Origin of the sequence: Collinsella sp. CM84Y_54 (assembly GCF_036317945.1) — a bacterium.
Classification (GTDB): Bacteria; Actinomycetota; Coriobacteriia; order Coriobacteriales; family Coriobacteriaceae; genus Collinsella.
This window is the reverse complement of sequence record NZ_JAWQCX010000004.1, coordinates 43,507-61,807: the sequence shown is the minus strand read 5'-3', so window position 1 is coordinate 61,807 and position 18,301 is coordinate 43,507. Positions and strand designations below refer to the sequence as shown.

Genomic DNA, 18,301 nt, shown 5'->3' with positions numbered 1-18,301 from the left:
TTAGTTCTCCTCGGTCTCGGTAGCGGCGGAACCATTGTCGGCAAAGTTCCAGCCGGCAAGGCGGTCCTTGGCAGTATCGATGTCCAGATAGTCTTCCTCGCCGTCCATGAGTCGCGTAAAGGCGGTAAAGAGATAGTGGGCATCGGTAGGGCCAGGCGAGGCCTCGGGATGGTACTGGACCGAGAAGCACGGCGCGTCGAGCAGCTGGATGCCCTCGGCGGTGCCATCATTGAGATTTACGTGCGTCAGGCGAATGCGGCCGAAGCGCTCGTTCATCACGACCGGCGCGACACCGCGGCGCACCCAGGCGCGCAGATCGCCATCGGCCGCGTGCTCGGTCTCGCCGCCCGAAAGCTCGGGAACAAGCTTGCCCAGGCTGGGGAACAGCAGGCCGAAGCCATGGTTTTGCGCGGTAATCTCCACGCGGCGGCTGACCAGATTCATAACCGGCTGGTTGCCGCCACGGTGACCGAATTTGAGCTTTTCCATCTGGGCGCCGCATGCCAAGCTGATCATCTGGTGACCGAGGCAAATGCCAAAGATCGGCACCTTGCCGATCAGCTGCTGCACCTGCTCGTAGGTCTCCACCACGGCATCGGGGTCGCCGGGGCCGTTGGACAAAAAGACGCCGTCGGGATTCATGTCGAGCACCTGACGCGCGGGCGTATCCCACGGCACGACGGTGAGGTCGCAGCCGGCACGGACCAGGCCCTCCAAGATGCCGCGCTTGACACCGCAGTCGTACGCGACCACGCTGTGGCGGGCGGGGGTGGCAGGAGCCATTGCAAAATTATGCTCGGGGGGCAGGTCGCTCGCAGCAAAGGCATGGGGCTCAGGGCAGCTCACGGTCTTGACCAGGTTCTCACCGACCAGCGTGGGCGCGGCGGACAGGCGCTCGACAAGCTCGTCGACGTCAAAGATTTCCGTCGAGATAATGCCCATCTTGGAACCGTTGTCGCGCAGGTGGCGCACAAGAGCGCGGGTGTCGACGCCCTCGATAGCGACGATACCGTGTGCACGCAGGTACTCCGGCACGCTGACGGTCGAGCGCCAGTTGGAAGGCGTGGCGCACATGTCGTGGACGACCATGCCACGCATGGCGGGAGCACTCGCGGGGTGAGCGGTATCGCCGGGGAAGGCCGACTGGACGTCGGTCTCGTCAATGCCGTAGTTGCCGATCTGCGGATAGGTCATGGTTACGATTTGGCCGGCATAGCTCGGATCGGTCATGACCTCAAAGTAGCCCTCGAGCGACGTGTTAAAGCAGACCTCGCCGGTTGCGGTACCCTCGGCACCACATGCACGGCCATAAAAAATGGTCCCATCCTCAAGATACAGGATGCAGGGACCGCAGGTGCCCTTGCTGGTTTTAGCCAGCATACGCTGGCACAGCTCGCTGGGCGCGACGGTGCGGGCGACAGCGCCCGCAATATGGTTGTTCGCCATAGTTCTCCTTCCCGGTCTCACGGGACCGGCTTAAAGGTGTGCAGTTAGGCCTTGCGGTATTCTAACCGCAAGCATCGTCTATGGCATTAATTACATAGAATTGTTTACAAAATGATAATTATGACTTCCTATGCATAATGATTTTTCTGGGACGGGATAAAAAATCATCCCGCGTGGACTTGTGACTCACGCGGGATGGCATCGTTCTATATGGCTGCGGGCTACTTTTGCTTGTCCTGCTCCAGCAGCTCGGACGGCGTGCGATCAGGCTTTCCGCCGCGGAAAATCTCGCGGCCATGCAGACGATGCTCCAGGTCACGTTCGGCCTTTTCCTCGTCAATCTTGGTCTGGCTCACCACCGGGTCCTCGATCAGCGATGAAACCGAGTTCACCTGTTTTTGAATGCGCTCGGCAATGGTGTCGTCCATGCTTACGATGCGCATCTTCCAGTCGATACTCGTGGCGTTGGACGAACTCTTGGTCCAGACGAACGTCAGGATGGCGCTTTGGTGCCCCCGGGCGGGAAACATGCCAAAGAAGGAATCGTGTTGGATTCTGCTGTCCTCGTTGATATAGGCGTGAACGTTATACACCACGCGGTCGATCTTGTCGTTGAGCAAGGCGTTGGTTGCGAGCGCCGCCGCCTGAATCTGACCGTTGGACAGCAGCTCGAGTTCATTGGCAGAAGACGTATCCAGCACTGTCACCTCAACCGTGCCCGCGCGCTCATCGGCCTCGTCGACGGTAAAATCGAGCGGGAACTGCGTAAAGCCATTACCCCATTCGAGTCCACCCTTGAGCGCGGTCGAGACGGTATCTACCGAAACGCTCTCGGAGAGGTTCGCGGTATTCAGGCGTCGCATCACGCCGTAGCCAATCTGCATGCCCACAATCAGCACCAAGATGCCGATAACCACGGCCATGGCAGTCTTCGTAATGGTGTGGCTCACCTGCGAACCCGAAGGGTCGTCCTCGGACAGCGGGTCGATATGTTTTGCCTGGCTCGCGCGGTCCTCGCTGCGCAGCCGCGCCAGCGTCGCCTTGTCACCGCGCTTGACGGCAGCCTCTTTCTCGCGCATGCGCTCGGTACGCTTTTTGGCGAGCGTAGGATCCAAGACGCCGGATGCATCGATTTCGGAGAATAACTCCGTCACTTCTTCCGGAGTCAAAGGGTTCTTATCAGCCATGATCTTCCTGTCATATCAATCAGTCGAGCTCGTGCGCACGCGCACCTTCGAACTGCATTCGATAGTAACGGGCATAAGTGCCGCCACGGGCGAGAAGCTCCTCGTGCGTGCCACGTTCCACAACGCGACCATGCTCAACGGTCGCAATCTCGTCAGCATGCTTAATAGTCGAGAGACGGTGGGCGATGATGATCGTGGTACGGCCGCGTGCCAGCTCTTCGAGCGACTCCTGAACCGCTTCCTCGCTTTCGTTATCCAAAGCACTCGTCGCCTCATCCAAAATAAGGATCTTGGGATTCTTGAGAAACACGCGCGCAATGGCGACGCGCTGCTTTTGACCGCCCGAAAGACGGCTGCCGCGCTCGCCCACCACGGTGTCGTAGCCTTGCGGAAGCGACTCGATAAAGGTATCGATATTGGCGCGGCGGGCCGCCTCGGCGATCTCTTCTGCCGTGGCGCCCGGCTTGCCGTAGGCGATGTTCTCGCCGATCGTTCCATCGAACAGGTACACATCTTGCTGCACCAGGCCGATGGCACGGCGCAGGCTATGCTGCGTCACGTCGCGCACATCCTGGCCGTCGATACTAATGGAGCCACCGGCAACGTCGTAAAAGCGCGGCAACAGCGAACAAGTCGTCGATTTGCCGCCGCCCGAGGGGCCAACCAAAGCGATGGTCTGACCGGGCCTAATGGACAGATCCATATGGTCGATAACGGGACGTGCCCCATCGTCCGCGCCAAGCTCAACATCCTCGTAGTTAAAGCACACGTTGCGGTACTCCACGGCACCAGCCGTCACCTGCAGATCCGCAGCGCCCGGCTTATCCTGAATATCGGGGACAGTCGAGAGCACCTCGTCCATGCGCTTAAAGCCGGCAATGGCCTTCTGATACGTCTCGGCCGAATTGACGAGCGTCTCGAGAGGCGTGCAGAACAGTGAAATGTAAAGCGCGAAGGTTGCCATATCGACCGCCTGCAGCTGACCCTGGGCAACGAGCCAACCGCCCAGCAGCACCACGATCACATAGAGCACGCCCGAGAGCAGGCCATACGTTGCGGTGTAGACGCCCATGGCATGATACATGTTCTCCTTGGACGAAAGGTAGCGATTGTTCGAGACGCGAAACTTAGAGCGTTCGGTCTGCTCATTGGCAAAGCTCTTGACCACACGCATGCCCGCCAGCGAATCCTGCAGCTGCGCATTAATGCCGCTAATCTTTTTTCGATTATCGCTAAAGACCTCGCGCATGCGCATATTCTGCCAAAACATAATGACCGCGAACACCGCCGTTACCACAGCCATGGCGAGTGCGAGCACCGGCGCGATGGTAAACAGAATCACAAACGAGCCGATGATCTCGATACCGCAGATAATGATCCATTCGGGCACGTGGTGCGCCGCCTCGCAGATATCGAACAGGTCGTTGACCACACGGCTCATCATGTCACCCGAGCTGTTGCGATCGAAGTATGCAAAGCTAAACCGTTCGTACTGATCGAACAGGTCCTCACGCATCTTGGACTCCATGCGCGCGCCCATCACGTGGCCCCAATAGCTCACAAAGTAGCGGCAGGCGCAGCGGATGGCATACATCAGCACCAGTCCCACCGCGATCATGCCGAGCGCCTGCATAATGGCAGCCTGGCCCTGGGTAAACAACCCTCCGGTCAGATTGCGCAGGATAATGGGAAACGCCAGGTCAATGGCGGCAAGCACCAGGGCACAAATAGTATCAGCAACAAAAAGCCCCATCTGGGGCTTGTAGTAAGAAAGAAACCTCTTCAGCATGTGATCCTCAAAGAAATATCAGCAACGTAAGGCCCTGGGACAAAGCAATCAGTAGTACTTATCCCAGGGCTATCCCCACTCGTTAAAGCTCCGTGCCCCCAAGGCGGTGCGCGATGCTATCGCAGGCCAAGGCGCCCACGACGGTCTTGGCGTCCTCGATCTTACCGTCGAGCACGGCGTCGATCAGCTCGTGCAGCGGTACCAGGTCGACGTTGACAAACTCGTCATCGTCGGGATCGGGCGCATCAAACTCGAGCTTGGTAGCCAGGTAGATGCGAATAATCTCGTCGCAAAAACCGCAGGTCGTGACAATCGACGTCAAAAAGCGGATGCGGCCGGCCTTAAAGCCCGTCTCCTCATGCAGTTCGCGCTTGGCGCAATCGAGCGGGTCCTCGCCCGGGTCGAGCTTGCCGGCGGGAATCTCGACCGTCACGCGGTCGATGGCGGTGCGGTACTGACGCACCAGCACGATCTTGCCGCTTTCGGTCAGCGCCACAACGGCCGCCGCACCCGGATGGCGAACGATATCGCGGGCACTGTGGTGACCGTTAGGCAGCTCAACCTCAAGACGGTGGACGTCGAGGATCTTGCCCTTCCAGGCACACTCCTCCGAAAGAATCTTCTCGTGCAACAGGGCGTCATGCGGGTCGTCGTCGCCCAGCACCAGCGCCGGCTCGTCAGCGATCTCGCCACCAGGCTCGCCCTCGGCGTGCCCGTACGCGCGACCGTCTTCCTCGACGATCTGCGCGTCCACGAGCTCTTCGTTCTTATCGTCCATCCGTCTCATCCCTCTCGGATTTTAGGCATCCCAGGCGTCGCGGCCGCGCAGCGCGCGCAGGCCAATGTCGTGACGCAGAGTCTTGCCTTCAAAGTCGATCTTCTCGCAGGCCTCGTAGGCAAGGTCGCGAGCGTTCTCGAACGTGTCACCCAGCGCGGTCACGGCGAGCACGCGACCGCCGTTGGTCACGAGCTTGCCGTCCACCACAGCGGTGCCGGCGTGGTACACCGTCACGTTCTCCATGGCCTCGGCATCCTCGATACCGGTGATGACCTTGCCCTTCTCATAGCTGCCGGGATAGCCCGCGCTCGTCAGGACAACGGCCACGGCCCACTCGTCACGCCAATCGAGCTCAATCTGATCGAGTTCGCAGTTGGCGCAGGCCAGCATAACCTCGACCAGGTCGTTCTTAAGGCGCGGCAGCACGACCTGCGTCTCGGGATCGCCAAAGCGAGCATTGAACTCCAGCACCTTGGGGCCGGCGGGGGTAAGCATAAAGCCGCCGTACAGGCAGCCGCGGTAGTCGATGCCCTCGGCGGCGAGCTCTGCCACGGTCTGCTCCATGACCTTCACCATGGTGGCGTGCTCCTCGTCGGTCACGATAGGCACCGGGCTGTAGACGCCCATGCCACCCGTGTTGGGGCCAAGATCGCCCTCAAGCGCGCGCTTGTGGTCCTGCGAGGTAGCCATGGGACGGACGGTCTTGCCGTCGGTAAAGGCCAGCAGCGAGCACTCGGGGCCAACGAGCATCTCCTCGATAACCACCGTGTTGCCGGCATCACCAAAGGTGCCGCCAAAGCACTCACGCACAGCTTCCTCGGCCTGCGAAAGCTCGGTTGCCACAATAACGCCCTTGCCCGCGGCAAGGCCGTCGGCCTTCACGACCAGCGGAGCGCCCTGCTCGCGCACATAAGCAAGAGCCGAGGCCTCGTCAGTAAACGAGCCATAGGCGGCCGTCGGGATGTTCGCGCGCTCCATGAGCTGCTTGGAGAACAGCTTGGAGCCCTCCATCTGGGCACCCTCGGCACCCGGACCAAAGCACGGAATACCCGCCGCGCGGACGGCGTCGGCAACGCCAGCCACGAGCGGAGCCTCGGGGCCAATCACCACGAGTCCGCATCCATGGCTCTGGGCAAACGCCGCCACGGCCGCAGGATCGCAATCGTCGAGAACCACGTTCTCGCCGCAGCTCGCGGTGCCGCCGTTACCCGGCGCGATGTAGAGCTTGCCGGCGCGCGGTGATGCTGCGAGCTTGGCTGCCAGAGCATGCTCGCGGCCGCCGCTGCCCAACAACAGGATGTCGATGGTTTGAGTGTCCGCCTTCAAGGGTGCCTCCTCTATGGATCAACGGCCCGCCAACCAAGCGGGCCCATTACAAGCAAATATACCCCTCGGCCGCCCGTCCGGGCTGCAAAGGGGTATATCGCAATAACCGTATAAACCGATTACTTCCAGAATCGGTTGATGATCTGCTCGCGACCGGCGCCGACGCCGATAAACGTTACGCGGGTGTGTGCCAGATCCTCGATAAATGCCACGTAGTCCTGAGCCTCCTGCGGCAGCTCGTCAAAGCTGCGGCAGCCGGTGATGTCGCACTTCCAGCCAGGGAGCTCCTCGTAGATGGGCTTGGCATGCTCAAAGCGCACCTGATGCTCGGGCACGCTCGTGTAGCGCTCGCCGTCGACGTCATAGGCAACGCACACCTTAATGGTGTCGAAGGCCGAAAGCACGTCGAGCTTGGTCACGGCGATGTCGGTGAGGCCGTTGACGCGCGAGGCATAGTTGGCGATAGGGCCGTCAAACCAGCCGCAGCGACGACGGCGACCGGTGGTCACGCCGTACTCGTAGCCCTCCTCGGTCAGCGTGTGGCCGGCCTCGGACTCGTAGGAAAGCTCGGTGGGCATGGGGCCCGAACCGACGCGGGTGATGTAGGCCTTCATGACGCCCAGCACGCGGTCGACGTTCTTCATGCCGACACCGGAACCGGTAATGGCGCCGCCAGCGGTGCAGTTAGAAGACGTCACGTACGGATAGGTGCCGTGGTCGATGTCGAGCAGCGTCGCCTGGGCGCCCTCAAACAGCAAGTCCTTGCCCTCATCGATCATATTGTTGAGCAGCAGGCTCGTCTCGGTGATGTAGGGGCGCAGGCGCTCGGCCATGGGCAGGTACTCGTCACAAATCTGGTCCACGGTGTAGGTGGGCAGGTTGTAGATGAGCTCCAGCTCGGGGTTCACGCGGGCAAGAGCGGTCTCCAGCTTATCGCGGAACAGCGCCTCGTCCAGCATGTCCTGCATACGCAGGCCAATACGGGCCATCTTGTCCTGGTAGCACGGACCGATGCCGCGCTTGGTGGTACCGATGTTCTTCTTGCCGAGCTTCTGCTCAAAGGCGCCATCCAGATCGATGTGGTACGGCATGATGACATGCGCGTTGCCGCTAATCTTGAGATTCTTGGTGGTGATGCCGTCGGCCTCGAACATGTCGATCTCCTCAAGGACAACCTTGGGGTTGACGACACAGCCGTTACCGATCACCGACACGTGGTCGGAATACATAATGCCGGAGGGCACCTGGTGCAGGCCGTACTTCTTGCCGTTGACGACGATGGTGTGGCCGGCGTTGTTGCCGCCCGAGTAGCGCACGACGGCATCAAAGTCGCCGGCGACTAGGTCGCAGATCTTACCCTTGCCCTCATCGCCCCACTGGGCACCGACCAAAACGGTTGACGGCATGTTTACTCCTCACATTCATGGACTGTCCGCGCACCGCAAGCGCGCAGAAGCACAAAACATTCCTAGTATACCCGTGCAACGGGCGCCTGTCCTACTCCTCGGTATGCGCCCCATCAAGCTCATAGAACTTGGTGGATGCCGGCAGGAACATCAGGTCGACGTCGCCGATCGGGCCCGAACGGTTCTTAGCCACGACAATACGCGTAACGCCCTCGTCGGGTCGGTCGTCGCGCGAGGCCTCGGCCTCGTCGGCAGATCGGTCCAAGAACATGACAATATCGGCATCCTGCTCGATGGAGCCCGATTCACGCAGGTCGGACAGCTGCGGGCGCTTGCCGGTACGGGATTCAACCTGACGCGACAACTGCGACAGCGCGATCAGCGGGATCTTGAGCTCCTTGGCCATAATCTTCAGGCCACGCGACATCTCGGAGACCTCGACGGTACGGCTCTCGGAACGACGGCCCGGCGGAGGACTCACCAGCTGCAGGTAGTCCAGAATGATGATTGCCTTCTCCTTGTTATGGAGCATACGGCGGCTCTTGGCGCGAATCTCGGTCACCGTGGTGCCGGGCGTATCGTCAATCAGAATATCGAGCTTGGACAGCGTCTGCGTGGCCTCATTGATATTGGCCCACTGCTCGGGGCTAATGCGGCCCGTACGGAAATCGCTGATCGAGATCATGGCATAAGCGCAAATCAGACGCTGGGCAATTTCCTTGCCCGACATCTCCAGCGAGAAGAAGCCGACGGTATAGCCAGCGGCGGCGGCATTGAGTGCCAAGTTCAGGGCGAACGACGTCTTACCCACGGCGGGGCGGGCGCCGATAATGATGAGCTGGCCCTCGCGGAAGCCCATGAGCATACGGTCGAGCGACGGGAAGCCCGTGGGCACGCCTGCGGCCTGACCGCCGGCCCTGCACACTTCCTCGGCCTCGTTATAGGCCTCGACCATAAACTCGGTCAGCGTCTTGTAGCTCGACTTGACCTCACGCGCCGTGACCTTGAGCAGCTTGCTCTCAGCCAGCTCCACGACCTCCTTAGTATCGGTGGGGGCGTTGTAGGCCAGCGCGTTGATCTCGTTGGTGGCGCCAATCAGCTCGCGCAACATCGAGTCGCGACGAACGATGGCGGCATGGTGCTGCCAGTTGACGAGCGACAGGGTCTGACCCATCAGCTCCAAAATGTACGCCTCGCCACCCACGGCATCGAGCTTGTTGATGCTTCGCAGGTAATCGATCAGCGAGATGGAGTCGATGGGGATGCGACTGTTGTACATATCGACCATCGCGGTATAGATGGTCTTATGAATGGGCCGATAGAAGTCATCGGGCTGCAGCTCGACCTGAGCCTCTTCGACCACCTCGGGCGATAGCAGCATAGCGGCCAGTACGTTGGCCTCTGCATCTTGGTTTTGGGGGAGACCCAACTTGGAGCCACGGTCCTCGACCGTCAGCCCCGTCTCCCTATCGTCATATGCCATGAGCATCCTCATTCATATCGCTTGCGAGCATCCATAGTATCAGCCACGGCTATAAATCGAGCCGCGCCTTGGCAATCATCACCGAACCAAACGGATAAACGGTCCTATGCACGGGACCGCATCTCAATGACTGCTATGAACTCACCCAGCGCAAAAACAAAAGGGCGCCCTGGTCTCCCAGAGCGCCCTTCTTAGAACAAGATTGTTGCGTTGCAGCAAATGCTACTCGGCAGCAGCCTCGGTCTCGACCTCGGCGGCCTCGGCGACCTCAGCGGTCTCCTCAACCTCAACCTCGGCAGCGAGCTCCTCGGCGGTAACGCCGACGAGAACGACAACCTCGGCCTTGATCTCGCGGTACAGCGAGATAGCGACGGTGTGGGCACCGGCAACCTTGATGGGCTTACCGAGCTCGACGCGCTTGCGGTCGATGTCCATACCGAGCTGATCCTTGATGGCGTCAGCGATCATAGCGGCGGTAACGGAGCCAAAGAGGATGCCCTCGTCGCCAACCTTGACGTCAACGGTGACCTGCTTGCCCTCGAAGGCAGCCTTGGTCTCGTTGGCGGTAGCCAGACGGACGGCCTCGCGCTTGGCGATGTTGTTGCGACGCTCGTCGAGCTGCTTGAGGTTGCCCTTGGTGGCGGCAACAGCGAGCTTCTTGGGGAACAGGAAGTTCTCAGCGTAACCCTGAGCGACCTCTACGACGTCACCCTCGCCGCCCTTGCCCTTGATCTCATCGAGAAGAATAACCTTCATGATGCGTCTCCCTTCTTAGCCGCGGTCGCGGTTGCCACGAGAGGAAACCACGGGGACGGTGTACGGCAGGAGAGCCATCTCGCGGGCGCGCTTGATGGCGTTGGCGATGTCATGCTGATGCTGCGTGCAAGCGCCAGTGACGCGACGGGGCTTGATCTTGCCACGGTCGGTCATGTACTTACGGAGAAGCTGAGTGTCCTTATAGTCGATGAACTCAGTGTTCTCCTTGCAGAACTGGCAGTACTTACGACGCGGCTGACGTGCAGAATAATCATTAGCCATGTCAAAATACCTTTCATTTGGCAACTTCGGCGAGCCGAAGCCGCCTCTCACTCAAAATAGGCGAACAACCCTTAGAACGGGATGTCCTCATCGTAGACGTCGACCGCGGGCGGCGTAGCCACCGGTGCGGCAGGACGCGCTGCGGGCGCGGGAGCTGCGGGGGCGTAACCGCCCTGATCGTAGCCACCCTGGCCACCACGGGAGCTCATAAACTCGATTTCATCGACGATGACCTCAAGCTTGCTCCTGCGCTGACCGTCGCGCTCCCAAGAGCTGTAGCGCAGCTTGCCCTCGATCGCGACCTTGTTTCCCTTTGCCAGGAAACGGCTCACGGCCTCGGCGCGGGTGCCAAACATAGTGCAGTCGACAAAGTTGGGATAGTCCTCCCACTCGCCAGTCTGCGCATTGCGGCGACGATCGTTCACGGCGACGCCAAAGGACAGAACCTGGGTTCCGCCGGCGGTGGCGCGCAGCTCGGGATCGCGGGTGAGGTTACCGGTGATGTTCACTCGATTGATGCTCATAACTCACTACTTCCTCTTGGGGCACAAGCCCAGTCCAAAACGACAGTCTTACTCCTGGTCGTCGCGACGGACGATCATGTGGCGGACCACAGCGTCGGTGATGCGCAGGACGCGATCAAGCTCGGCGATCTGGGTAGGATCTGCGTGGAAGTTGATGAGGGTGTAGTCACCATCGGTGAGGTCGTTGATCTCGTAGGCGAGCTTGCGCTTGCCCCACTCGTCAACGGAGTCGACCTTGCCAGCGCCCTCAGCGATCGTGGTATCGATACGCTTCATAACAGCGAGACGAGTCTCGGGGTCGAGCGACGGGTCAACAAAGAACAGCAGTTCATAAGCCTTCATATTGTCACCTCCTCTGGGCAAATGTGGCTTCAGGTCGTGAAGGTGCGCCTGAAGCAGGAAAAGACTTGGTAATAATATCTTTCAACCTCCCAGGCTGCAAGAATATGCAGCTACAACCTCATGACCTCCACATATGTCCATGCTTACACGGCACTTCTCGCGTATTCCAACCAAATGCTGACCAAGAGCTTGACGGATTCGATAGTAAGATACGCCGCGGCGAGGACAACCTGAGCCAAACCGCAGGTTGTCGATTGCAGGGTTGTGGTCGCAAAATGCATGCCACCGGTTCGATCGATTGCTTCAAAATTTTAAAATTCGCCGCCACGTCATTCATGAATACCTATTTTGAACAGGTTATCGAGAGGGATCTGGCTGGTCAGGATGCTTTTTTAGTACTTATCTGGCGCATGCCGGATACGGCCGCGGAGCGAGCGGTTTAAAAAATGCCAAGTTTTCTGTTTGCACTTTTCGATTCCTCGTGTATACTGACTTTCGCATTTAACGGAGAGTTGTCCGAGTGGCCGAAGGAGCACGATTGGAAATCGTGTAGGCGTCAAAAGCGTCTCCAGGGTTCAAATCCCTGACTCTCCGCCAGTTAATTCCAAAGCAGGCCCTAGAGCCTGCTTTGTTTTTACCCCACGCGGAGGGGTGGCAGAGTGGTTGAATGCGGCGGTCTCGAAAACCGTTTGGCCTGTATAAGGTCACGAGGGTTCGAATCCCTCCTCCTCCGCCATTTTTGTTGAAAAAGCTCCCAGATTGGGGGCTTTTTTGTTTTGAGTCCCTAACAAGCAAATACGGCGGAGGAGGAGGGATTCGAACCCAACAGGGCGCGGAGCGTAAAGAAAACGCGCCCGTGGCGCGTTTTTAGCGCAGCGCGGTCGGCGCCAGCCGACCGGATAAATTTTGAGCTTCGCTCAAAATTTGGACATCCCTCCTATTCAGCCACGCCCCCATCGCGTTCAGCATCAACCCAGCCCCGACCGTTTGCCGAGCAATAGGGTCGCAATCGGCGCCGAACATGTACTATGTACGGGCATTGTCCAAACCCGCAACTCAAAGGACCCCATCTTGCCCGTCGTCGCCGCTGTAACCGTTACCTCACATGCCTCGGATGCCATGGTCGCTATCCCATTTTGGCTCGAGATGTTCGCCGTTGTCGCTGCATCGATCTCGGGTGTGCTGGTTGCGCGCGAACACAAGCTCGACCTGGTGGGCGCGGTCGCGCTCGCGGTGGTCTGCGGTCTGGGCGGCGGTCTTTTGCGCGATATGACACTCCAGGTCGGCAACGTCTATATCCTCAACCAGCCAATGGCGCTGCCGCTCTCCATCGCCACGGCGGCCATCATCTACATCTTCCCGGCGATTGTCGACAAGCCCGATAAACTCATTCCCCTGCTCGATATCATCTCGGTCGGCATCTATGCGGCAACCGGCGCGGACAAGGCGCTGGTCTACGGATTTGCACCCGCCGTATGCATCATGATGGGCTTCTTCACCGCGGTGGGCGGCGGCATGCTGCGCGACGGCTTTATGGGCGTGGTTCCGGGCATTTTCCAACGTACTAACTTTTATGCCATCGCCGCCATCGCCGGATCGACAAGCTATGTGTGTCTCGTTATGAGCGACATCATGAGCAATGTCGCCGCGCTGGTCGTATGCGTTATCGTGACCATGGGTCTGCGCTGGCTCTCGCTGCGCTTTGACATCAAAAGCCCCACCGAAGAAGACATCGCGCGCTTTTTGCATCGCAAAAAGTAGACAGCGCGGCACGACCCTTCGAAATGCAACCGAGAGGTTCTTTTAGAGCGCCTGCGCGTTGGGTACCCTGTTAGATACATGTCGAGTATCTAACGAAGGATTCACTATGCCCTGCAACCTAGCACCGTCGACCCAGCGCCGTAAAGCGCGGGCCCGCATCGTCCTCCTATTCGCACTGATTGCGCTTGCGCTGACCGTACTGCCCACGGCGTCGTTCGCCGGCACAGACACCGCGGGCAACGTACTCGCAACCGAAGCCGACTCAACTCCGTCTGGCGCCGAGGGCGACCTGTACTGGGCCGGCCAAAACCTTAACCTGGACGATGCCTCTATCGACCGCGATATTATCGCGGCGGGCGACAGCCTATCGATTCGCGACTGCACCGTAGGCGGAGCCGTTCGCCTGGCGGCGCGCACCATCGACATCTCCAAAACCGCCATCGATGGCAGCATGACGGTAGCCGGTCAGCACGTCGTGCTCAACACCGGTAGCGCCGCCAACTGTTTTTACGCGATGGGCGAGACGGTTGCCCTGCGCGGCTCCGCCAAGTCGGCAGCACTCGCGGGCAGTACGGTAACTATCGACGGCACTGTCGATGGCGATGTCGAGGTCTGGGCCGACAAACTCATCCTGGGTAAAAACGCTCACATCACCGGCACGGTGAACGCCCATATCTCCGAGGATCCCGAGCGGGCCGAGGGCGCTCAGGTCGGGGCCCTCAAGATTGACCGCACCGAGAACGAGAACACCTCTACGATTAACGACACCATCGGCGGCATCGTTGCCGCGGCGCTTTCCACCTGCTTTGTCGCGATCCTCCTTGAGCTCGTCTTTCCGCGTGCGACCACCAGTGCCGCCGGCATGCTCCGCCAGCGTCCCACGCCGCTGTGGGTGAGCGGTCTTTTGGGCACGGCGGCCGCCATTCCCGCCGTCCTGCTGCTCATCATCTCGATTGCAGGCCTGTCACTCGCCGGAGCCCTCATGTGCGCCGTAATCGGTATCGCCCTAGTCTCGGCGGCATTTACGGGCACCGCGATCGCACGCATGGTCGGACACAACCAGAACCGCTACGCCATGGCCGCCGTGGGCGGTATCGCCGCGGGCGCACTCACGGCACTCCCCCTTATGGGCAGCTTTGTCAGCGGCGTAGCCTTCGTCTTTACGCTCGGTTACGCCATCCAGATCATCTGGCGCAACGCCCGCCTCAAGCCGCAGCAGACCGCCAACACCCCGGGCCTTCCCTCCGCCTAACCGCCAACCACCGCAAAGGGGCAAGGCACCTTTGCGGTGGTACAGACCAACTCAATCCCCGTGCACCAAAAAGGGCGCCGACCATTGCGGTCGGCGCCCTTTCTTGTTAGTCGCTATAAAGCTCAGCGCTTATTTGTTGACCTGACCGGCGCGGACGGCGGCCTTCTTGCGGTCGGTGGCATTGAGCAGACGCTTGCGCAGGCGGATGTTCTTGGGAGTGATCTCCACCAGCTCGTCGTCGGCGATGTACTCCAGCGCCTCCTCCAGCGAGAAGGTGCGGGGCGGCACCAGTTGGACGGAGATATCGGAGGTCGAGGAGCGCTGGTTGCCCAGGTTCTTGGTACGGGCGATGTTGACGACCATGTCGCCGGCCTTGCTGCGCTCGCCCACGATCATGCCCTCGTAGCACTCGGTGCCCGGCTCAACGAACAGCTGGCCGCGCTCCTGCAGCGTACCCAGAGCGTAGGCAACGGCCTTCTCGGTAGTCATGGAGATCATGGCGCCGTTCTGGCGGTTGCCGATCTCGCCGGCATAGGGGCCGTACTCCAGGAAGGTGTGGTAGAACACGCCCTCGCCGTGAGTGACGTTCATGATGCGGTTCTTAAGGCCCATGATGCCGCGGGTCGGGATCTTAAACTCGAGGTGCGTCACGATGCCCGAGGTATCCATACTCGTCATGATGCCGCCGGAGGTGCCGAAGACCTCAACGACCTTGCCCGAGTACTCGTCCGGGCACTCGACGACGGCCTGCTCGACGGGCTCCATCTTGTTGCCGTTCTCGTCCTTCTTAAACAGAACGCGGGGACGACCGACCTGGAACTCAAAGCCCTCGCGGCGCATGGACTCCATCAGAACGGACAGGTGCAGAATGCCGCGGCCCGAGACCTCGACGCCGCTCTTGTCCTCGAGCTCCTCGATCTTCATGGTCACGTTGTTCTCGGCCTCGTTGAACAGACGCTCCTTGAGCTGACGGGCGCCCACGATATCGCCGTCGCGGCCGACGAGCGGGGAGGTCGAGGCCTCAAAGACAATGGACAGGGTCGGCGGGTCGATCTCGATAGGCTCGAGCTCGACGGGGTTCTCGGGGTCGGTGTAGACATCGCCGATATCGGTGCGGTCGATGCCCACGACGGCGGCGATGTCGCCGGCGCCGACTTCCTGGCACTCGGTACGGCCCAGGTAGTCGAAGGTAAAGAGCTGCTTGACGGTAGCGGTGGCGCTGGAACCGTCGTTCTTGACGACCAGGATCTGGTCGCCCTGGTGGATGGCGCCGGAGTACACGCGACCGATGCCGATGCGGCCAACGAAGTTGGAGTGATCGATGGTCACGCACTGCATGGCCAGCGGGGCGTTCTCGTCAACCTCGGGTGCAGGCATGTCGTCGATGATCATATCGAGCAGCGGATACATGTCCATGTTTCCGTCGTTGGGGTCAAGGCGGGCAAAGCCATTCATGGCACTAGCGTAGACCACGTGCTCCATGGCAAACTCAAGCTGGTCGTCGGTGGCGCCCAGGTCGGCCATCAGGTCCAGGCAGTCGTTGTAAGCCTTCTCGGGGTTGGCGCCCGGACGATCGATCTTGTTGATGACGATCATGATCTTGAGGCCGGTGTCGATGGCATGACGCAGCACGAAGCGGGTCTGGGGCATGGGGCCCTCAAAAGCGTCGACCAGCAGCAGGGCGCCGTCGGCCATACGCAGCACGCGCTCGACCTCGCCGCCAAAGTCGGCGTGACCCGGGGTGTCGATAACGTTGATCTTGACGTCCTTGTACTCGATAGAGATGTTCTTGGCGAGAATCGTAATGCCACGCTCGCGCTCCTGGTCGTTAGAATCCAGGACGCGGTCCTCGACCTGCTGGTTGGCACGGAAGGCGTCCGTGGCACGCAGGAGCTTGTCGACCATCGTCGTCTTGCCGTGGTCGACGTGAGCGATGATGGCGATGTTCCTCAGATTGTCTACGCGCATGTAGTTCCCCTATCTTCTATCTATATACAACCGGCACGCGTATGCGACCCGCCCAGCAACACAACGCTCAGCGGGAATATTGAGCCTTTTACCGAAAACTCGTTTATTTTAGCGATTTTAGATTAGAGGGGTTTCCTCACCTGCAGGTTCAGGGTCGCTCCACATAAAACCATCGCCGGCGCCCACACCCTCGTACAGTACGTATGCCGAAAAGCCGCTCTCGAGCGTCGTCTCAAAGAAACTCACGAGCAGGGCGTCATGGTAGCCGCCGTCAATTTCGACACACCCGGTGTAACCGATGGCATAGCGGGCGATGCGGCCCAGGCCCTCGTCCTTAAGGCCCATCTTGTGCTCGGAGATAAAGTTGGTGGCAGCCTCGAGGCATGCCTCCTCGCCGTCCTCGTCGAGTGCCGCCAGATAGCGGTTGGACGCAGCGTCCTCGATCGCAACGACAACGCCGGGGTTCTCACCAGCGGCGAGATCGTCCAAAAAGGCCCCGATGAGGTCGCACACCATGGCGTCGAGCTCGGCGGAGACGTTTCCGGCGTCCTGCATATCCTGTGCCATTTTTAGACCTTCCCATCGAGTCCGGCGTCGTTACATCTCTTGCGCCTCGGCAGCGATCTTGGCGGCGGCGTCGCGGACGCGCGTCATATCGGCCGCACGCTTATCGAGAACCTTAATCTGGTTGGTCAACATCACGGCATCGACCACGCCCCAGATGACTAAGCCCGTCGAAATCGAAAACCCAAGCGCACCAACTGTACCACGAAGGCGCGATGAGATTGCCGCGACAAGTGCAGAGACGGCAACCATCTTGATAAAGGAGGCACGGCGCTCGCGAAGCGTACGGGCCTGCGTCACGTAGGCGATGCGTGCAGCCTCGGATGCCTCCGAGCGCATCTGGGCCTCGCGGGCAATGGCGGCGGCCTCGGCCGAGACGCCACGCTCCATCAGTGCACACTCCGTCTCATGGCTACCCGTCATTTAAAAATCATCGGGCGAAAGCGTATGGACGAACTCGTCGAACTTCTCAAATTCCTGCTCGTCATCGATTTCCTCGGCGACCGGAGAGACAGTCCCCAGGCGGTTCATGATGTCATCCTCCACAAACATGGGGGCATTGCTGCGCACGGCGAGGGCGATGGCGTCGCTCGGACGGGCGTCGATGCCGTGCTCGCTGCCGTCGGCCAAAACAACGACCGTCGCGTAGAACACGGGAGGCTCGGCACGGACAATCTCGATACGCTCGAGTTTTGCATCCAGGGCATCGAGCGTGTCGAGCAGCAGGTCATGGGCAATCGGGCGCTCGGCACGACCGCTGTCGATACCGCGGCTAATAGCCGCAGCCTCAAACGAACCAGTTTGGATAGAAAGGGAGCGCAGCGGCGCAGGGGAGTCCGATTTGCTGCAGCGCTCGCGAAGCACGATAAGCGATGGCACGGGACCGGCGGCCATGACGATGGTCTCTATGTCGACACGAACCATGGAACACCTCCGGTACGTAGCGGTTAACACGCGGCGCCTTCGCCACATTGAATTGCTATACTACCCAATCTTTCGCACAGCACACAAAACCAAAATGAGTTTTATAACACACAAGAAAAAAGCCCCGAGGCAATACCTCGGGGCTCTTCACAGTTTTGATGGTGGACCTGACAAGATTCGAACTTGTGACCTCCCGGTTATCAGCCGGACGCTCTAACCAACTGAGCTACAGGTCCATCATGGTGGAGGTTAGGGGGATCGAACCCCTGACCTCAGGCTTGCAAAGCCCGCGCTCTCCCAGCTGAGCTAAACCCCCACGGAGACAGTAATAAACACCCCAGCGGCGACTCGGCTCTCGCTGGGGTGTTTATTGCGAAAGAAAGTGGTGGACCTGACAAGATTCGAACTTGTGACCTCCCGGTTATCAGCCGGACGCTCTAACCAACTGAGCTACAGGTCCATCGCGCAAGGGATATATTAGACGAGTCGTTACGCGCGCGTCAACAACTTTTT

General features: G+C 60.0%; 17 protein-coding genes and 5 tRNA genes. 4 read left to right on the top strand and 18 right to left on the bottom strand.

The window, feature by feature from the left end; all coding sequences use genetic code 11:
* From carA to rpsF, 11 genes are all read right to left on the bottom strand, one after another.
* Positions 1 to 1,446, bottom strand: a complete 1,446-nt coding sequence (carA, locus tag V2391_RS07330) for a glutamine-hydrolyzing carbamoyl-phosphate synthase small subunit (protein WP_329738805.1) — start codon at positions 1,444 to 1,446, stop codon at positions 1 to 3.
* A 221-nt stretch (positions 1,447 to 1,667) separates the two neighbouring features.
* On the bottom strand, positions 1,668 to 2,633 hold the full coding sequence (locus tag V2391_RS07325; protein ID WP_329738804.1) for a hypothetical protein: 966 nt from the start codon (positions 2,631 to 2,633) through the stop codon (positions 1,668 to 1,670).
* A 19-nt stretch (positions 2,634 to 2,652) separates the two neighbouring features.
* Positions 2,653 to 4,422 (bottom strand): ABC transporter ATP-binding protein, encoded by a 1,770-nt coding sequence (locus tag V2391_RS07320; protein ID WP_329738803.1) that lies wholly within the window; start codon positions 4,420 to 4,422, stop codon positions 2,653 to 2,655.
* A gap of 82 nt (positions 4,423 to 4,504) precedes the next feature.
* Positions 4,505 to 5,200, bottom strand: coding sequence for an NUDIX hydrolase (locus V2391_RS07315; RefSeq protein ID WP_329738802.1), 696 nt, complete (start codon positions 5,198 to 5,200; stop codon positions 4,505 to 4,507).
* Positions 5,201 to 5,221: 21 nt separating this feature from the next.
* On the bottom strand, positions 5,222 to 6,526 hold the full coding sequence (gene purD, locus V2391_RS07310) for a phosphoribosylamine--glycine ligase (RefSeq protein ID WP_329738801.1): 1,305 nt from the start codon (positions 6,524 to 6,526) through the stop codon (positions 5,222 to 5,224).
* Positions 6,527 to 6,645: 119 nt separating this feature from the next.
* Positions 6,646 to 7,932 carry an adenylosuccinate synthase gene (locus V2391_RS07305; protein WP_022094075.1) on the bottom strand — a complete coding sequence of 429 codons (1,287 nt, stop codon included), beginning with the start codon at positions 7,930 to 7,932 and terminating at the stop codon, positions 6,646 to 6,648.
* 91 nt (positions 7,933 to 8,023) lie between these two features.
* A complete protein-coding gene (gene dnaB, locus V2391_RS07300; protein ID WP_329738932.1) occupies positions 8,024 to 9,421 on the bottom strand; it encodes a replicative DNA helicase in 1,398 nt (465 codons plus the stop codon).
* Between the two features lie 216 nt (positions 9,422 to 9,637).
* On the bottom strand, positions 9,638 to 10,171 hold the full coding sequence (gene rplI / locus V2391_RS07295; protein WP_329738800.1) for a 50S ribosomal protein L9: 534 nt from the start codon (positions 10,169 to 10,171) through the stop codon (positions 9,638 to 9,640).
* A gap of 15 nt (positions 10,172 to 10,186) precedes the next feature.
* Positions 10,187 to 10,453, bottom strand: coding sequence for a 30S ribosomal protein S18 (rpsR, locus tag V2391_RS07290; protein WP_117778657.1), 267 nt, complete (start codon positions 10,451 to 10,453; stop codon positions 10,187 to 10,189).
* A 71-nt stretch (positions 10,454 to 10,524) separates the two neighbouring features.
* Positions 10,525 to 10,977, bottom strand: a complete 453-nt coding sequence (locus V2391_RS07285) for a single-stranded DNA-binding protein (RefSeq protein ID WP_006235830.1) — start codon at positions 10,975 to 10,977, stop codon at positions 10,525 to 10,527.
* A gap of 48 nt (positions 10,978 to 11,025) precedes the next feature.
* A complete protein-coding gene (gene rpsF / locus V2391_RS07280) occupies positions 11,026 to 11,319 on the bottom strand; it encodes a 30S ribosomal protein S6 (RefSeq protein WP_006235831.1) in 294 nt (97 codons plus the stop codon).
* A gap of 506 nt (positions 11,320 to 11,825) precedes the next feature.
* On the opposite strand from rpsF, the gene V2391_RS07275 reads away from it, so the two are divergent.
* From V2391_RS07275 to V2391_RS07260, 4 genes are all read left to right on the top strand, one after another.
* Positions 11,826 to 11,916 (top strand) — tRNA-Ser (locus V2391_RS07275).
* 48 nt (positions 11,917 to 11,964) lie between these two features.
* Positions 11,965 to 12,055, top strand: a tRNA-Ser gene (locus V2391_RS07270).
* Between the two features lie 335 nt (positions 12,056 to 12,390).
* The gene (locus V2391_RS07265) at positions 12,391 to 13,080 is read left to right on the top strand and encodes a trimeric intracellular cation channel family protein (RefSeq protein WP_329738799.1); all 690 of its coding nucleotides are present in this window, start codon (positions 12,391 to 12,393) and stop codon (positions 13,078 to 13,080) included.
* 106 nt (positions 13,081 to 13,186) lie between these two features.
* Positions 13,187 to 14,332: a polymer-forming cytoskeletal protein gene (locus tag V2391_RS07260; protein ID WP_329738798.1), complete on the top strand. Its 1,146-nt coding sequence runs from the start codon at positions 13,187 to 13,189 to the stop codon at positions 14,330 to 14,332.
* Between the two features lie 129 nt (positions 14,333 to 14,461).
* On the opposite strand, the gene typA is transcribed toward V2391_RS07260, so the two are convergent.
* The 7 genes from typA to V2391_RS07225 form a co-directional block, all read right to left on the bottom strand.
* Positions 14,462 to 16,300, bottom strand: coding sequence for a translational GTPase TypA (gene typA / locus V2391_RS07255; RefSeq protein WP_055287536.1), 1,839 nt, complete (start codon positions 16,298 to 16,300; stop codon positions 14,462 to 14,464).
* A gap of 117 nt (positions 16,301 to 16,417) precedes the next feature.
* Positions 16,418 to 16,867, bottom strand: coding sequence for a hypothetical protein (locus V2391_RS07250; RefSeq protein WP_035136509.1), 450 nt, complete (start codon positions 16,865 to 16,867; stop codon positions 16,418 to 16,420).
* A 30-nt stretch (positions 16,868 to 16,897) separates the two neighbouring features.
* Positions 16,898 to 17,287, bottom strand: a complete 390-nt coding sequence (locus V2391_RS07245) for a hypothetical protein (protein WP_329738797.1) — start codon at positions 17,285 to 17,287, stop codon at positions 16,898 to 16,900.
* Positions 17,288 to 17,788 (bottom strand): bifunctional nuclease family protein, encoded by a 501-nt coding sequence (locus V2391_RS07240; protein ID WP_329738796.1) that lies wholly within the window; start codon positions 17,786 to 17,788, stop codon positions 17,288 to 17,290.
* A 159-nt stretch (positions 17,789 to 17,947) separates the two neighbouring features.
* Positions 17,948 to 18,024 (bottom strand) — tRNA-Ile (locus V2391_RS07235).
* Positions 18,025 to 18,028: 4 nt separating this feature from the next.
* Positions 18,029 to 18,104: transfer RNA gene (locus V2391_RS07230), tRNA-Ala, on the bottom strand.
* A 67-nt stretch (positions 18,105 to 18,171) separates the two neighbouring features.
* A tRNA-Ile gene (locus V2391_RS07225) sits at positions 18,172 to 18,248 on the bottom strand.
* Between the last annotated feature and the right edge of the window lie 53 nt (positions 18,249 to 18,301).

Bases quoted from the DNA above. Each gene is read 5' to 3' on its own strand.
- rpsR (WP_117778657.1), bottom strand. From the start codon at position 10,453: ATGGCTAATGATTATTCTGCACGTCAGCCGCGTCGTAAGTACTGCCAG.
- carA (WP_329738805.1), bottom strand. From the start codon at position 1,446: ATGGCGAACAACCATATTGCGGGCGCTGTCGCCCGCACCGTCGCGCCC.
- V2391_RS07305 (WP_022094075.1), bottom strand. From the start codon at position 7,932: ATGCCGTCAACCGTTTTGGTCGGTGCCCAGTGGGGCGATGAGGGCAAG.
- V2391_RS07320 (WP_329738803.1), bottom strand. From the start codon at position 4,422: ATGCTGAAGAGGTTTCTTTCTTACTACAAGCCCCAGATGGGGCTTTTT.
- V2391_RS07325 (WP_329738804.1), bottom strand. From the start codon at position 2,633: ATGGCTGATAAGAACCCTTTGACTCCGGAAGAAGTGACGGAGTTATTC.
- dnaB (WP_329738932.1), bottom strand. From the start codon at position 9,421: ATGCTCATGGCATATGACGATAGGGAGACGGGGCTGACGGTCGAGGAC.
- V2391_RS07250 (WP_035136509.1), bottom strand. From the start codon at position 16,867: ATGGCACAGGATATGCAGGACGCCGGAAACGTCTCCGCCGAGCTCGAC.
- V2391_RS07285 (WP_006235830.1), bottom strand. From the start codon at position 10,977: ATGAGCATCAATCGAGTGAACATCACCGGTAACCTCACCCGCGATCCC.
- V2391_RS07245 (WP_329738797.1), bottom strand. From the start codon at position 17,287: ATGACGGGTAGCCATGAGACGGAGTGTGCACTGATGGAGCGTGGCGTC.
- V2391_RS07240 (WP_329738796.1), bottom strand. From the start codon at position 17,788: ATGGTTCGTGTCGACATAGAGACCATCGTCATGGCCGCCGGTCCCGTG.
- rplI (WP_329738800.1), bottom strand. From the start codon at position 10,171: ATGAAGGTTATTCTTCTCGATGAGATCAAGGGCAAGGGCGGCGAGGGT.
- V2391_RS07315 (WP_329738802.1), bottom strand. From the start codon at position 5,200: ATGGACGATAAGAACGAAGAGCTCGTGGACGCGCAGATCGTCGAGGAA.
- typA (WP_055287536.1), bottom strand. From the start codon at position 16,300: ATGCGCGTAGACAATCTGAGGAACATCGCCATCATCGCTCACGTCGAC.
- rpsF (WP_006235831.1), bottom strand. From the start codon at position 11,319: ATGAAGGCTTATGAACTGCTGTTCTTTGTTGACCCGTCGCTCGACCCC.
- V2391_RS07260 (WP_329738798.1), top strand. From the start codon at position 13,187: ATGCCCTGCAACCTAGCACCGTCGACCCAGCGCCGTAAAGCGCGGGCC.